15 protein-coding genes are annotated in these 12,835 nt (G+C 69.8%); 14 read left to right on the top strand and 1 reads right to left on the bottom strand.

The annotated features are described in order from the left end of the window. Positions 1 to 96: 96 nt before the first annotated feature. A complete protein-coding gene (locus tag ACLF3G_RS22805) occupies positions 97 to 372 on the bottom strand; it encodes a helix-turn-helix domain-containing protein (protein WP_377752839.1) in 276 nt (91 codons plus the stop codon). Positions 373 to 529: 157 nt separating this feature from the next. Here ACLF3G_RS22805 and ACLF3G_RS22800 point away from each other — a divergent pair, with 157 nt between their 5' ends. The 14 genes from ACLF3G_RS22800 (at position 530) to ACLF3G_RS22735 (ending at position 12,813) form a co-directional block, all read left to right on the top strand. Continuing rightward, positions 530 to 796, top strand: coding sequence for a DNA -binding domain-containing protein (locus tag ACLF3G_RS22800; protein WP_430671708.1), 267 nt, complete (start codon positions 530 to 532; stop codon positions 794 to 796). A 122-nt stretch (positions 797 to 918) separates the two neighbouring features. Further along, positions 919 to 1,257, top strand: coding sequence for a transcriptional regulator domain-containing protein (locus ACLF3G_RS22795; protein WP_430671707.1), 339 nt, complete (start codon positions 919 to 921; stop codon positions 1,255 to 1,257). Further along, complete coding sequence (locus ACLF3G_RS22790) at positions 1,232 to 1,672, top strand: DUF2285 domain-containing protein (protein WP_430671706.1); 441 nt, start codon at positions 1,232 to 1,234, stop codon at positions 1,670 to 1,672. Before ACLF3G_RS22795 ends, ACLF3G_RS22790 begins: the two co-directional genes overlap by 26 nt. A gap of 130 nt (positions 1,673 to 1,802) precedes the next feature. Beyond that, positions 1,803 to 2,087: a helix-turn-helix transcriptional regulator gene (locus ACLF3G_RS22785; RefSeq protein ID WP_430671705.1), complete on the top strand. Its 285-nt coding sequence runs from the start codon at positions 1,803 to 1,805 to the stop codon at positions 2,085 to 2,087. Positions 2,088 to 2,094: 7 nt separating this feature from the next. Next, on the top strand, positions 2,095 to 3,165 hold the full coding sequence (locus ACLF3G_RS22780) for a replication initiator protein A (RefSeq protein WP_430671704.1): 1,071 nt from the start codon (positions 2,095 to 2,097) through the stop codon (positions 3,163 to 3,165). Beyond that, positions 3,162 to 3,626, top strand: coding sequence for a DUF2840 domain-containing protein (locus tag ACLF3G_RS22775; protein WP_430671703.1), 465 nt, complete (start codon positions 3,162 to 3,164; stop codon positions 3,624 to 3,626). The genes ACLF3G_RS22780 and ACLF3G_RS22775 overlap by 4 nt, the downstream gene beginning before the upstream one ends. Positions 3,627 to 3,658: 32 nt before the next feature. Next, entirely contained in the window at positions 3,659 to 4,153 is a 495-nt protein-coding gene (locus ACLF3G_RS22770) for a S26 family signal peptidase (RefSeq protein WP_430671702.1), read from the top strand. Positions 4,154 to 4,266: 113 nt separating this feature from the next. After that, a complete protein-coding gene (locus tag ACLF3G_RS22765; protein ID WP_430671701.1) occupies positions 4,267 to 4,968 on the top strand; it encodes a lytic transglycosylase domain-containing protein in 702 nt (233 codons plus the stop codon). Positions 4,969 to 5,284: 316 nt separating this feature from the next. After that, positions 5,285 to 7,042, top strand: coding sequence for a relaxase/mobilization nuclease domain-containing protein (locus tag ACLF3G_RS22760; RefSeq protein WP_430671700.1), 1,758 nt, complete (start codon positions 5,285 to 5,287; stop codon positions 7,040 to 7,042). Between the two features lie 155 nt (positions 7,043 to 7,197). Further along, on the top strand, positions 7,198 to 9,174 hold the full coding sequence (locus tag ACLF3G_RS22755) for a conjugal transfer protein TraG (RefSeq protein ID WP_430671800.1): 1,977 nt from the start codon (positions 7,198 to 7,200) through the stop codon (positions 9,172 to 9,174). A 6-nt stretch (positions 9,175 to 9,180) separates the two neighbouring features. Then, positions 9,181 to 9,642 (top strand): CopG family transcriptional regulator, encoded by a 462-nt coding sequence (locus tag ACLF3G_RS22750; RefSeq protein WP_430671699.1) that lies wholly within the window; start codon positions 9,181 to 9,183, stop codon positions 9,640 to 9,642. 161 nt (positions 9,643 to 9,803) lie between these two features. Then, the gene (locus ACLF3G_RS22745) at positions 9,804 to 10,622 is read left to right on the top strand and encodes a chromate resistance protein ChrB domain-containing protein (protein ID WP_430671698.1); all 819 of its coding nucleotides are present in this window, start codon (positions 9,804 to 9,806) and stop codon (positions 10,620 to 10,622) included. After that, a complete protein-coding gene (gene chrA, locus ACLF3G_RS22740) occupies positions 10,619 to 12,010 on the top strand; it encodes a chromate efflux transporter (RefSeq protein ID WP_430671697.1) in 1,392 nt (463 codons plus the stop codon). Before ACLF3G_RS22745 ends, chrA begins: the two co-directional genes overlap by 4 nt. Then, positions 12,007 to 12,813: a hypothetical protein gene (locus ACLF3G_RS22735; RefSeq protein WP_430671696.1), complete on the top strand. Its 807-nt coding sequence runs from the start codon at positions 12,007 to 12,009 to the stop codon at positions 12,811 to 12,813. The genes chrA and ACLF3G_RS22735 overlap by 4 nt, the downstream gene beginning before the upstream one ends. The last annotated feature ends 22 nt before the right edge of the window (positions 12,814 to 12,835 follow it).

Genomic DNA, 12,835 nt, shown 5'->3' with positions numbered 1-12,835 from the left:
TCTGGGCGGCCAAGAAACACCTCGCGCATCGGCGTTTCACGTATACTTATTCCTGAAACGCCAATGCGTCAAGCAAAAGGCTGGCGTGGCGCGCATCTACGGGCGGTTGCGCGTCGTGCCTGAGCGACCCCCACGGCGAAGCGGAGCGGCGGCGGCGGTCTCGTCGTCCGGCGCGACAAGCGCGACGTGACTGACGCCCAGGGCGGTCGCCAACTCGAAAAGGGTGACAATGGTGGGGTTGCGGCGGCCGCGTTCCAGGCTGCTCAGGTATTGCTGGCTGAAGCCCGACTTTTCGGCGAACGCTTCCTGCGTCAGGCCCACTTCGAGCCGGATGCGACGCACATTCCTCCCAACCAACCGCCGCATATCCATGCCGGCACGGTTGGCGCGCTACATACTTTGAGTTTATCACCTATAGTGTGTATCGGCGTTTGCCATTGAGTTGCGCGTCAGGGATGGCGCACGGCGCACCAATCAATGACGCTGAGGCTGTGCGTGCACCGAGTCGTCGATGAGCGGAGGAGCTTGCATGGGCATCGGGACGATTCTCGACAGGCCGCCCAACGAGCCGACTGTCACCGAGTATGATCTTGCCCAGAAGGTGACCTATCTCCGGCTGCTTGATGCCGCGGCCGAGCACGCCGATTGGCGCGAAGTTGCCCGCATCGTTCTTGGCCTGGACCCGGACCGCGACCCTGACCGTGCCAAGCGCATCCACGACAGCCACCTTGCCCGCGCCCTTTGGATGACCGGGGCCGGCTATCGCGACCTCCTGCAGCGAGGCTCCACAAACTGACCAGCGTTGCGCCGGTGGCAACACGGGTTGCCCGGCGTGCGCCTCCACAACTCGCCGAATGGTCGCATCTCTCCGCATGCTGCGCGCGGAGCGTGTGCTCCGCCCTATGCCGGAGCCTTTCCATGCCGTCGCGAGACTGGCGGTCGGCCGCCGCCTACGCAGATCTGGAGAGCGCCTCGGCGCGCGATCTCGCCTGGGAGTTCCTCCGGCGCAACCCGCGCTATGTGCGCGACTGGGAACAGCTCGACGACACGGGGCCCGACGACGCGGCCGAGTCTGTCGCCGAGCGCTGGGGGGTGCGATTTCCCGGCCGACCCGACGCTCGACGCGCGCGCGGCGGGCGTCGTCTGGATGCCGGCGCTCTGCACCGCCACCGTGGCGCTCTCGGCCTTGCCGCCGTCATTCTCGCCACGCTCTCCGGCTGCCCTGCCGCCTGTGAACTCGCCGCGCCAGGCGAGTGACGGCCTGCACGGCGTCGTCGGGACCCCATTGCTGCCGGTCTGGCTGCTCGGCGATCCGCCGCCCGCCGCGCCGCTCGGCGTCCTCATCCCGCTCGATGACCTGACGCCCAGGAGGATGGCTGCCGCGCTGCGCCTCTGGCACGCGTTGCATGGCCGCCCCGGACGAGAGCGCATCACGCGTGACCAGCGGCGGCAGTTGATCCTCCGGCTTCGCGCGCTGGATGGACACGCCGACGGCGCAGCCCTCCGCGACCTGGCTCGCGGCCTGTTCGGCGCCGATCACGTCCCCGACGGCCCTGCCTGGAAAACCCACGATCTGCGCAGCCGCACGCTACGGCTCCTCGCCACCGCCCGCGCGCTGCGTGATGGCGGCTACCGGGAGTTGCTGACGGCGGGGCCAAGCGTCCGGCTCTGACCTCCGCACAGGGGGTCCGCTTTCTCCGCCGCAGTCTTCGGACTCCCCCGCCGCGACCCCGCTTCGCCAGCCTCCGATGCAACCGCCGCGCCTCATGCGCGGCATCCGACAGCATCACCGGAGGCTCCCGATGCCCGACCCGAATGCCGGCCTGCCACCACGCTACCTTCGCACGCCCGAGGCCGCGCGTTTCCTCGGCCTGTCCGGCCGCACCCTCGAAAAGCACCGCACCTACGGCACCGGCCCGCGCTACTCGAAGCTGGGCGGTCGCGTCGTCTACGCGATCACAGACCTCCAGGCCTGGGTGAACCGCGGCACCAAGGCCTCGACCAGCGACGACACGGGCGAGACCGTACTGCCCGCCAAGCGCCATGCCGCCGTCTCGCCGGCCTATTCCGGCGCAGCACGGCGCTAACCCCACGATGCACTGCGATCGAACCCCCAGCGAGCGGCTCAGGCTGAGCCCGTTCGACGCCCTTCCTAACCAGGGACCGCCGCGCCGCGACCAGCGCGACCTGATGGAGCGGCCGTTCTTCTCGCTCGCCAAGGGCCGTCGCGTCGCACCGATCCTCTACCGCGCCGGTGATGTCGAGGTGCAAGTCCACGCCGTTCCCGAACACGGCATGGCGACCATCTGGGACGCCGACGTGCTGATCTGGGCCGGCTCACAGATCGTCGAGGCCGCCGACCAAGAGCTCGCAGCCTCCCGGTTCATGCGCTTCGCGCCGCACCAGCTGCTAACCGCCATCGGGCGCGGCATCGGCCAGCAGCAGTACCTCCTGCTCAAGGCGGCGCTCGCCAGGCTCCAGTCGACCGTGGTGCGCACCAGCATCCGCCACGGCGCGCACTGGCGGCGCCAGCAATTCTCCTGGATCAACGAGTGGGAGGAGCGGGTCACCGCCTCCGGCCGCGCCGACGGCATGGAGTTCGTGCTGCCGGACTGGTTCTACCGCGGCGTCCTCGACCGCCAACTTCTGCTGACCATAGACCCGGCCTATTTCCGCCTTACTGGCGGCATCGAGCGCTGGCTCTACCGCGTCGCGCGCAAGCACGCCGGCCACCAGCCGTCCGGCTGGGCGTTCGAGTTCCGGCACCTACACGCCAAGTCCGGCAGCCTCGCGCGCTTCGCCGACTTTGCGCTCGACCTCCGCCGAATCGCCGCGCGCCAGAGCCTACCCGGCTATCGCCTCGCCATCCGCCGCGATGCGGGCGGCACCGAACTGATGCGGATCACGCCGTGCAGCCGCCACGCCGGCTCTGTGGATAACTTGTGCAGGCCTGTGGAACCGCACGGCAGATCAGGCGCAGGAGATTCGGCAGATCAGGCGCAACCGACACGGCAGATCAGGCGCACGAACCACCCGCAAGCCGTTGCGGCACAAGCGGAATTCTGGCCCGTAAAGACTCTAATTGAGTCTAATTCTAATGAAGGTAGGCCCAGCGCGGTCGGTGGAAAACACGACCGGGACGGGGAGCGGGAGGCGGCGCCATGACGGCGCTGACCCGCGTCGAGCTGCTGTGGCTCGAGGGCCGCGTCGAGCGCTGGATCCGCTTCGGGCGGATTGCCGAGGAGACGATCCTCGACCGCCGGCGCCGCGTCGTCGCCTTCGCCACGAGTGAGGTGTTCGCCTTCGTGCGGTGGGCGTCGAACGGCTACGGCACCGTGGTCAGCCGCATCGACATCCTGCGCGCCGTCGCACCTGGAGAGGCCTTCAGCACGATCGGCTTCGTGGAGCCGGGGGCGGAGATCCTGCTGCGCCTCTCCGGCTGGCCGAAGGTCAACGAGGTGCTGCGCGCGATCGACGCGGTCGAGCGCGCGGGCGTCGCGCCCGAGGAAGCCTGTCCGGACCACTGGCGGCACGTGATGAACCGCCTCGCTGCCGGTGAGCAGCCGCGCGCCTACACGCGCGAGCGCCACCGCGCCTGGCTGCTGCGGCGGAGGATCGACGCATGACGGCGGGGCGGAGACGGCGCGCGGCGCCCGTTGTGGCAACTCTCGCCGGGCTGGGGCTGATTGCTGTTCCAGCGGTCGCGGAGTGGCAGCCGCGCATCATCTGGAATGCGTCGGCGAGCGTGCCGCTCGGCCTCTACATCGCGGCAGCGGCCGACGATATCGCGCTGGGCGACCTCGTCCTAGTCCGCCCGCCCGAGACACTGGCGGCGTTCCTCGCCGAGCGAGGCTATGTCGCGCGCGGCGTGCCGCTGCTGAAGCACGTCGCCGCCCTGCCGCCGCAGGTGGTGTGCGCAGAGGGCACCGCGATCATGGTCGATGGCGAGACGGTGGCACACCGCCGCATGGCTGACCGCCTGGGCCGCCCGCTACCGACCTGGCACGGCTGCCACAGGCTGGAATCCGGCGAGGTGTTCCTCCTCAACGCCGACGAGCCGGACAGCCTCGACGGCCGCTACTTCGGGCCTCTCCTGCGCACGAGCATCGTCGCCAGGCTGCGTCCGGTCTGGATCACGGACCGCAGACCATGAGCACGACGCCCCCTTTCCACGCGCGCCCATCGACGCCGCGCGACGCTCAAGCAGGACGCGTTGGACCGCACGCGCCCTCCCTCCCGTCCCGGTCGTGTCTCTGCGTCGCCGCCGTGCTGCTGCTGGTCAGCCTTCCGCTGTCCCGGGTGGCGGCGCAGACGATCCACGCTGCCGAGATCGCTGCCGCATCGCAGCGCTTCGGCATTCCGGAAGCCTGGATCCGAGCGGTGATGCGCGCGGAGAGCGCCGGCGATCGGCACGCCGTGTCGCACCGCGGCGCCATGGGGCTGATGCAGGTGATGCCCGCGACCTGGGCAGGCCTGCGCGCCCAGCACGGTCTCGGCGCAGATCCCTTCGCACCACAGGACAGCATCCTGGCGGGCACCGCGTATCTGCGTGAAATGCTGGAGCGCTTCGGGTCGGTATCGCTGATGCTGGCCGCCTACAACGCCGGGCCGCGTCGGGTGGAGGCACATCTGGCGACGGGGCAGCCGCTGCCTGCGGAGACGCGAGCCTATGTCGCAGCCCTCGCACCGCTGCTGACAGGTGACGCCGGTACCGCTGCGCCTGGCCAGGTTGCGGTGCGAGCGGCCCGTGGCGCTGAGGCAATCTTCGTGCAGCTCGGCGGTCACAATACGGCACCAACGCGTTCGATCTTCGTGCCGGTTGGCGGCGCGACGATCGCAGCCGGCACACCAGCCGCGCAGCCATTCGTCGGCCGATCCCGAGCAGCGGAGGCGCACGAGGCTGACGGTCCAGCGGGCCATCGCGGCTCCATCTTCGCCATCCGTCACAGCCGGGGCGGTGCACCATGAGCGATGGCGTTGGGACACAGGGCATCGCGCGGCCCTGCAGTCTCACCGATGTCGCACGTGCGCGCACGCTCGGGTGCTTCTGTCGTGCTGCCGGCTACTCCAGGACCGACCACCAAAGCGGTGGAGGCGGCGAACCGAGGAACCCCGACCGGAGATCGCCAGATAAAAGCAGGGCTGGCGGTCGGTCGTATGTACCTGATCAAGCACAGGAATTCGTGCCACGCGCCAAAGTGGCGGCTGGCGCTTGCTGCCAAAAGCCAAGGCAAATCAGAGGTCTCAGCGCCAGCCGCCTCCGGGCCCAAGTGGATCGGCACCAATGACGGCCCGCGACGACGACCTGCATGTTCGACCTGGCCGTATCGGCGATACGCGTGCGCCGACACGGCGCGCGCGGAGCTTCGTCGGCCAAGTCATGCGTGCCGTCCGCAAGGCCGGCCATACCGGCCCCGGCTTCGGCCACGGCACGCGGGGCGCCGGCCGCTCGCGTTTCGGGCGGGGCCGCGCCGCAGCGGCACAGACCGCGCTCCGCTCGCCGTCGCGACGCGTCGTGGTGAAGGCGCGCGTCGTGCGCCATCAGGGCACGCGCTTCCGATCCGCGTCGCTCGCGACCCACATCGGCTACCTCCAGCGCGAAGGGGTCACCCGTGATGGTGCCAAGGCGCGGCTCTTCGATCCAGACTCGGACAACGCGAACGGCCCAGACTTCGCGGAGCGCTGCACGGATGACCGGCACCACTTCCGCTTCATCGTCAGCCCGGAGGACGCGCCCGTGCTCGTGGACCTCAAGGCCTGGACGCGCGATCTGATGCGCCGGGCCGAGCGGGACCTGGGCAGCCGCCTCGACTGGGTCGCGGTCGATCACTGGAACACCGACAACCCGCACGTCCATGTCCTGGTGCGCGGCCGGGCCGAGGATGGCGGCGACCTGGTGATCTCGCGCGACTACATCTCGCGCGGCTTCCGTGGCCGCGCCGAGGCGCTCGTCGAGCTGGAACTCGGGCCGCGGACCGACAAGGAGATTCGCAGCGCGCTCGAGGCCGAAGTCGGTGCCGAGCGCTGGACCGGTCTCGACGGCGCGCTGCGCGCCGCCGCCGATGAGGGGGGCGGCATCCTGGACCTGCGCCCCGCCGGCGCGGACGCTGCCGATCCGGAACTCCGCCGCCTCATGATCGGCCGGGCACAGACCCTGGAGCGGTTCGGTCTCGCCGAACGCCATGGCCCCGCGGTCTGGATGCTCAGGCCCGGCATGGAGGAGACCCTGCGCGCCCTCGGCACCCGCGGCGACATCATCAGGACCATGCACCGCGCCTTGCAGAAGCTCGGTGCCGAGCGCGCGGCCGGCGACTTCGCCATACATGGCGAGCGGCCCGTGCCGATCATCGGCCGCCTTGTCGAGCGCGGCATCGGCGACGAGCTCAAGGGCCGCGGCTACGCGATCATCGACGGCATCGATGGCCGCGTGCACCACCTCCGCTTCGCGGACATCGAGGCAGCCGGCGACGGGCATCCAGGGGCGGTCGTCGAGCTCCGCCGCTACCAGGATGCCGGCGGGAGGGAGCGCAGCGCCCTTGCCGTGCGGTCGGACCTGCCGGTCGAGGCGCAGATTACCGCAAATGGCGCGACCTGGCTGGACCGGCGCTTGGTGGACCGAGAGGCGCTGCCGCTGGCCGGGCAGGGCTTCGGCGCGGAAGTCGAGGGCGCGCTCGCTCGCCGCACCGAGCATCTCGTCGCAGCCGGTCTTGCGCGCCGGCAGGGTCAGCGCGTGGTGTTCGCGCGAGACCTGCTCAACACGCTGTGCCAACGCGAGCTGGAGGCGGCTGCCGCGCGGGTGACGGCCGAGACGGGGAAGCCGTGGCGGCCGGCGCGGGAGCGAGACAGCGTCGCCGGGGTCTTCACCCGGCGGCTCGACCTGGCCTCCGGGCGCTTCGCGATGATCGACGACGGACTCGGGTTCCAGCTGGTGCCGTGGAAGCCATCGATGGAGCGGCAGCGGGGACTGGCCGTGACGGGAAGCATTGCGCCCGGCGGCGGTCTCGAGCTCACGCCCACGCGCAAGCGAGGCCTCAGCCTCTGACCGGATGCCGTGCCGTCGCATCGGCCCGGAAGGAGTCCCCCGCCGTTTCGCGCGATGCGCCCGCCGCCGGCACGATGCCGACCTTTGGCCGCTTGAACCTCACCGCATCGATCGCGCACCACTCACGGCATGATCGCCGCGCTCCCCACCCACCCATGACCGCCACCAAGATCCTCTGGGGCCAGGTCCTGGTTGTCTTCCTGATCGTGCTTGCCGCGGTCTGGGGTGCGACGCAATGGGTCGCCTGGCGCCTCGGCTACCAGGCGCAGCTCGGCCAGCCGATGGACGTTTGGGCCGGCGTGCCGGTGTATCCGCCGCCGGCATTCTTCCTGTGGTGGTACTGGTACGACGCCTACGCACCGAGCGTGTTCTACGAGGGCGCCGTCATCGCCGCGGCCGGGGGCTTCGCGGCGATCGGCATCGCCATTGGCATGTCGGTCTGGCGCGCCCGCGAGGCGCGGGACGTGACCACATATGGCTCCGCCCGCTGGGCGACGGAGCGTGAGGTGCGGGATGCCGGTCTGCTTGCGCCCGACGGCGTCGTGCTCGGCTCGTTCGCGCAGCGCTATCTCCGTCATGACGGGCCGGAGCACGTGCTGTGCTTCGCCCCGACCCGCTCGGGCAAGGGCGTGGGCCTCGTCGTGCCGACGCTGCTGACCTGGCCCGGCTCGGCCATCGTGCACGACATCAAGGGCGAGAACTGGCAGCTCACCGCCGGCTGGCGGGCGCGCTTCGGTCGCGTGCTGCTGTTCGACCCAACCAACCCGGCGAGCGCCGCCTACAACCCGCTGCTCGAGGTTCGCCGTGGCGACAGCGAGGTGCGCGACGTGCAGAACATCGCCGACATCCTGGTTGATCCCGAGGGCGCGCTGGAGCGACGGAACCACTGGGAGAAGACCAGCCACTCCCTGCTGGTGGGCGCCATCCTGCACGTCCTCTACGCCGAGCAGGACAAGACGCTCGCCGGCGTGGCGGGATTCCTCTCCGATCCCCGCCGCGCGATCGAGCGCACGCTCGCCGCGATGATGACGACGCCGCACCTCGGCGACCGGCCACACCCCGTTGTCGCCTCCGCCGCGCGCGAGCTGCTCAACAAGTCGGACAACGAACGATCCGGCGTGCTCTCAACGGCCATGAGTTTCCTCGGCCTCTACCGCGATCCGGTCGTCGCGCAGGTCACTCGCCGCTGCGACTGGCGCATCACCGACCTGGTCGAGGCCCGCGAGCCGGTGACGCTCTACCTCGTCGTCCCGCCCTCCGACATCGTCCGCACCAAGCCGCTGGTGCGGCTCGTGCTGAATCAGATCGGCCGCCGGCTGACGGAAGCGCTGGAGAACGAACGCCGCCGCCATCGCCTACTGCTGATGCTGGACGAATTTCCTGCCCTCGGGCGGCTCGACTTCTTCGAGAGCCAGCTCGCCTTCATGGCGGGCTACGGTATCGGGTCCTTCCTCATCGCGCAGTCGTTGAACCAGATCGAGCGCGCCTACGGGCCGAACAACGCGATCCTCGATAACTGCCATGTCCGCGTCGCCTTCGCGACGAATGACGAGCGTACGGCCAAGCGCGTATCCGATGCGCTCGGCACAGCAACGGAGATCCGCGACAGCCGGAACTATGCGGGGCACCGGCTCTCGCCATGGCTCGGCCACCTGATGGTCAGCCGCCAGGAGACGGCGCGGCCGTTGCTGACGCCGGGCGAGGTGATGCAGCTGCCCCCCACTGACGAGATTGTCCTGGTGTCGGGCTGCCCGCCGATCCGTGCGCGTAAGGCGCGCTACTACGAGGATCGGCAGCTGCGCGCACGCGTTGTGGCGCCGCCTGATACCCTGGCGGCTGCGCCGCCTGCGCTTTGTGCGGATGACTGGAGCGCGCTTAAGCCTGTAGCGCGTGAGACAGCACCATCAGCCACCAACCCGAGCGATGATGCTGACGGTGGCATCCGCCGGGAGCCGACCCTGCCCGAGCACGAGCAGATCTCGCCGGAGCCAGGGCCGCCGCCCGAGAAGGAGTTCGTCTTCGCGGAGGATGAGCAGGACGACGATGCCGCACGCACCCGGGCGCTCGCTGCGCGCGCACGCCGCGTGGCCCGGCAGGCGGCGCTTGATCCCGACGACGGCATTGCCCTCTAAGCCGCCATGCGCGCCAAGGCGACCTTCCGTCTGCCGCCCGACCTGATGCGCCGCCTCGCCGATTACGCGGCACGGAAGCGGATCAGCCAGGCCGTCGTGATCGAGGCCGCACTCGAGAGTTACCTGTCTCCCGATGGTCCCGACCGACTGGAGGCGGCCCTGGCACGTCGGCTCGATCGCCTGTCGCGGGCGAGCGAACGACTGGAGCGCCACGTCACCATCGGAAACGAGGCGCTCGCGCTGTTCGTCCGGTTCTGGCTCACCAGCACGGCGCCACTTCCTGACGCGATGCAAGCGGCCGCGCAGGCGAAGGGCCGCGAACGTTACGAGGGCTTCGTGGAAGCGCTTGGCCGTCGGCTGGCAACCGGCAAGGTGCTGGCCGATGACATCCCGCGTGAGTCCGACGCGGGTCTGCCAAGTGCGACAGAGGACGACCAATTGCCACGCGCAGGCGCCCGCGCTCCCTGATCGCGAAACGCCCGCCACCGCAGCAAGGCCGCGCGCCTTGACCACGCACCCAGCCGACCGCCATTCTGTTGCCAAGGGGCCTTCCGCGATCGCCCCGTGAGGCTTCGGCTCAAGTATCGCGTCCAGGCTTCCGTGATCTGCACGGATAGTGAGGGCGTGTCATGCCGAGTCCAGACATCATCACCATTGCCCAGCTCGTCCGCCTGGCCGGAACCGCCGAGGCGCCGGTCATCGTGGACGTCCGAACCGAAGAAGACTTCGCCAAGGATCCACGCAGCTTGCCCGGCGCCGTCCGTCGCGACTTCAGAACGGTCGCGTCCTGGGTCGGCGACTTCGCCGGTCGCACCGTCGCCGTCGGTTGTCAGCGCGGGCTCAAGCTCAGGCAGGGCGTCGCGGCCTGGCTCCGCCACGCCGGCACGCCGGCCGAGGCGGTGGAGAGCGGCTTCGAGGGCTGGGTCGCGTTCGGCGGGCTCCTCGTGAAGCCCGACCATGTACCGCCTCGCGACGAGCGGGGCCGCACGCTCTGGGTCACTCGCGCGCGGCCCAAGATTGACCGCATCGCCTGTCCCTGGCTGATCCGCCGCTTTGTCGATCCGGATGCCGTATTCCTGTTCGTCGCGCCATCCGAAGTGGAGGCGGTGGCCGAGCGCTTCGGTGCGACGCCATTCGACATCGAGGGCGTCTTCTGGAGCCATCAAGGCGAGCTCTGCACCTTCGACGTCATGATCGAGCAGTTCGGGCTGCGCTCCGAGCCGCTGCTGCGGCTGGCAGCCATTGTCCGAGCCGCCGATACTGCACGGCTGGATCTTGCGCCCGAAGCGGCAGGACTTCTCGCTGTCTCACTCGGCCTGTCACGCATGTACCGGGACGACCTGGCGCAGCTCGACGCGGCGATGGGCCTCTATGACGCACTCTACCGCTGGGCGCGCGACGCCACCGGCGAAACTCACAACTGGCCGGCGCCTGGAGCCAAAGTATGAGCACGACGGATACGACTGCCGCTGCCGCATCTGCGGAGGCCGCCGCAGCAATTAACCGGCTGCCCTCCTTCGCCGCGGCGGTGCGTGTGTGGCTCAAGATCGGCCTTCTGTCCTTTGGCGGACCGGCCGGACAGATCGCGCTGCTGCACCGGGAGGTGGTGGATGACCGCCACTGGATAGGCGAACGTCGGTTCCTCCAGGCGCTGAACTTCTGCACGCTGCTGCCGGGGCCGGAAGCGCAGCAGTTGGCGACCTATCTCGGCTGGATCATGCATGGCGTGAAGGGTGGGCTCGCTGCGGGGCTGCTGTTCATCCTGCCCGGCGCCGCGGTCATGCTGGTGCTGTCGGTGATCTACGCGACGCTCGGCGAGGTTCCGCTGGTCGCCGCGCTGTTCTTCGGGCTGAAATGCGCGGTCCTGGTGCTGGTGGTCGAGGCGCTGCTGCGCATCGGGCGCCGTGCCCTGAAGGGCCGAGCCGCCTGGGTGCTCGCGGGTGCAGCCTTCGTCGCGTTGTTTTTCCTGAACCTGCCCTTTCCGGCCGTCGTCCTGGCCGCCGGCATCATCGGATATCTTGCGCCCGGCCATTTCTCGGCCGGTGGTCATGGCAAAGCCAAGGGCGATGCGGCGGCGCTGATCGACGCGGTGCTGGCGGCTGACCCGGGGCGGCCGGCGCGGCTGGCTGCTGACGCGCGCAAGGCGGGCATGGTGGCGCTGGCGCTTTGGCTCGTGCCGGTTGCCGTGCTGATGGTGACGGTTGGCGGAACCTATGCCGACATCGCCTGGTTCTTCTCCAAGATGGCGGTGGTGACGGTGGGCGGCGCCTACGCGGTGCTGGCCTATGTCGCGCAGGACGCCGTGCAGGCCTATGGCTGGCTGTCGCCAACCGAGATGCTGGCCGGCCTTGGCCTGGCCGAGACCACGCCCGGGCCACTCATCCTGGTGCTGCAATTCGTGGGCTTCCTGGCCGGCTTCCGCGCGCCGGAGGGGTTGAGTGGCCTTGGCGGTGGGATCATCGCCTCCCTGCTGGTGCTGTGGGTGACCTTCGCGCCTTGCTTTGCTTTTGTCTTCCTGGGTGCGCCGGTCATCGAGAAGCTGCAGGACAACAAGGCACTCTCGGGCGCGCTCGCGGCGATCACCGCCGCGGTGGTCGGCGTCGTCGCGAACCTGGCCGTCTGGTTTGGGCTGCGCGTTCTGTTCCGCGATCTGGTGGATGTTCGATTCGGACCGGTGGCGGTCGGGCTGCCGGTGCCGACCAGCCTCGATCTTGCGGCCCTATCGCTCGCCGTTCTGGCGGCGGTAGCGCTCTTCCGGCTGAAGCAGGGCGTATTGCGCACACTGGGCATCACCGCCGCTGCTGGCGTCGTACTGCACCTGCTGAAGTTGCTGTGACCAGGCTGAGCGCCTCTGCGCCGGTCCTCGTGCTCGGCGCTGGCGATGTGGGCTCGGCCGTCGCGCATGTCCTGTTCACAGCCGGCGTCAGCGTCGCGCTGCAGGAGGGCCCATCGCCGCCAACAACGCCACGGCGGGGGATGGCCTTCGCCGACGCCTTCTTCGACGGGGAGGCGAGCCTTGCCGGCGTGGCGGCGCGCTGTGCGGAAACGCCAGGATCGCTGCGGACCATATGGGCGGCGCACAGCATCCTTCCCTTCCTCACGCGCGCGGTTGAGGAGGCGCTTGCCGCTGAGCGTTGGGGCGCGGTGGTGGACGCGCGCATGCGCAAGCGGGCCATCCCCGAGGATTTGCGGGGAGCGGCGCCGTTGGTGCTTGGGCTAGGTCCAGGCTTCGTGGTGGGCACCAACTGCCATGTCGCGATCGAGACCAGTTGGGAGGCGTTGGGGAAGGTGGTCGCGGTGGGGGCCACGTTGCCGCTGCGCGGCGAGCCAAATCCGATCGGCGGCGCCGGGCGCGAGCGAACACTCTACGCCGCTGCGGACGGCGTATTCCGGACCAAACACAGGATTGGCGATCACGTCTCGTCGGGCCCCATAGGCGCGCTCGACGGCACGCCAGCTCAGACGCCCATGCCTGGCGTCCTGCGCGGCCTTGTGCGCGACGGCGTCCGCGTGCGCGCTGGCGCGAAGCTCGTCGAGGTGGATCCGCGGGGTGATCCCGCCCTCTGCTTCGGCCTGGGGGAACGGCCGAAGCGCATCGCCGCCGCGGTGCTCGGCGTGTTGCAGCCCACCACGCCATGACCCCGCTTCCGGAGCACGAAGC

Source organism: Falsiroseomonas sp. HC035 (genome assembly GCF_050563525.1).
Lineage (GTDB): Bacteria > Pseudomonadota > Alphaproteobacteria > Acetobacterales > Acetobacteraceae > Falsiroseomonas.
This window is presented reverse-complemented; position numbering and strand designations above follow the sequence as displayed.

What these genes read in the sequence shown, in the direction of transcription:
- ACLF3G_RS22800 (WP_430671708.1), top strand. Translation starts at nt 530, where the DNA reads ATGGGCATCGGGACGATTCTCGACAGGCCGCCCAACGAGCCGACTGTC.
- ACLF3G_RS22760 (WP_430671700.1), top strand. Translation starts at nt 5,285, where the DNA reads ATGACGGCCCGCGACGACGACCTGCATGTTCGACCTGGCCGTATCGGC.
- chrA (WP_430671697.1), top strand. Translation starts at nt 10,619, where the DNA reads ATGAGCACGACGGATACGACTGCCGCTGCCGCATCTGCGGAGGCCGCC.
- ACLF3G_RS22775 (WP_430671703.1), top strand. Translation starts at nt 3,162, where the DNA reads ATGACGGCGCTGACCCGCGTCGAGCTGCTGTGGCTCGAGGGCCGCGTC.
- ACLF3G_RS22755 (WP_430671800.1), top strand. Translation starts at nt 7,198, where the DNA reads ATGACCGCCACCAAGATCCTCTGGGGCCAGGTCCTGGTTGTCTTCCTG.
- ACLF3G_RS22785 (WP_430671705.1), top strand. Translation starts at nt 1,803, where the DNA reads ATGCCCGACCCGAATGCCGGCCTGCCACCACGCTACCTTCGCACGCCC.
- ACLF3G_RS22805 (WP_377752839.1), bottom strand. Translation starts at nt 372, where the DNA reads ATGGATATGCGGCGGTTGGTTGGGAGGAATGTGCGTCGCATCCGGCTC.
- ACLF3G_RS22750 (WP_430671699.1), top strand. Translation starts at nt 9,181, where the DNA reads ATGCGCGCCAAGGCGACCTTCCGTCTGCCGCCCGACCTGATGCGCCGC.
- ACLF3G_RS22780 (WP_430671704.1), top strand. Translation starts at nt 2,095, where the DNA reads ATGCACTGCGATCGAACCCCCAGCGAGCGGCTCAGGCTGAGCCCGTTC.
- ACLF3G_RS22745 (WP_430671698.1), top strand. Translation starts at nt 9,804, where the DNA reads ATGCCGAGTCCAGACATCATCACCATTGCCCAGCTCGTCCGCCTGGCC.
- ACLF3G_RS22795 (WP_430671707.1), top strand. Translation starts at nt 919, where the DNA reads ATGCCGTCGCGAGACTGGCGGTCGGCCGCCGCCTACGCAGATCTGGAG.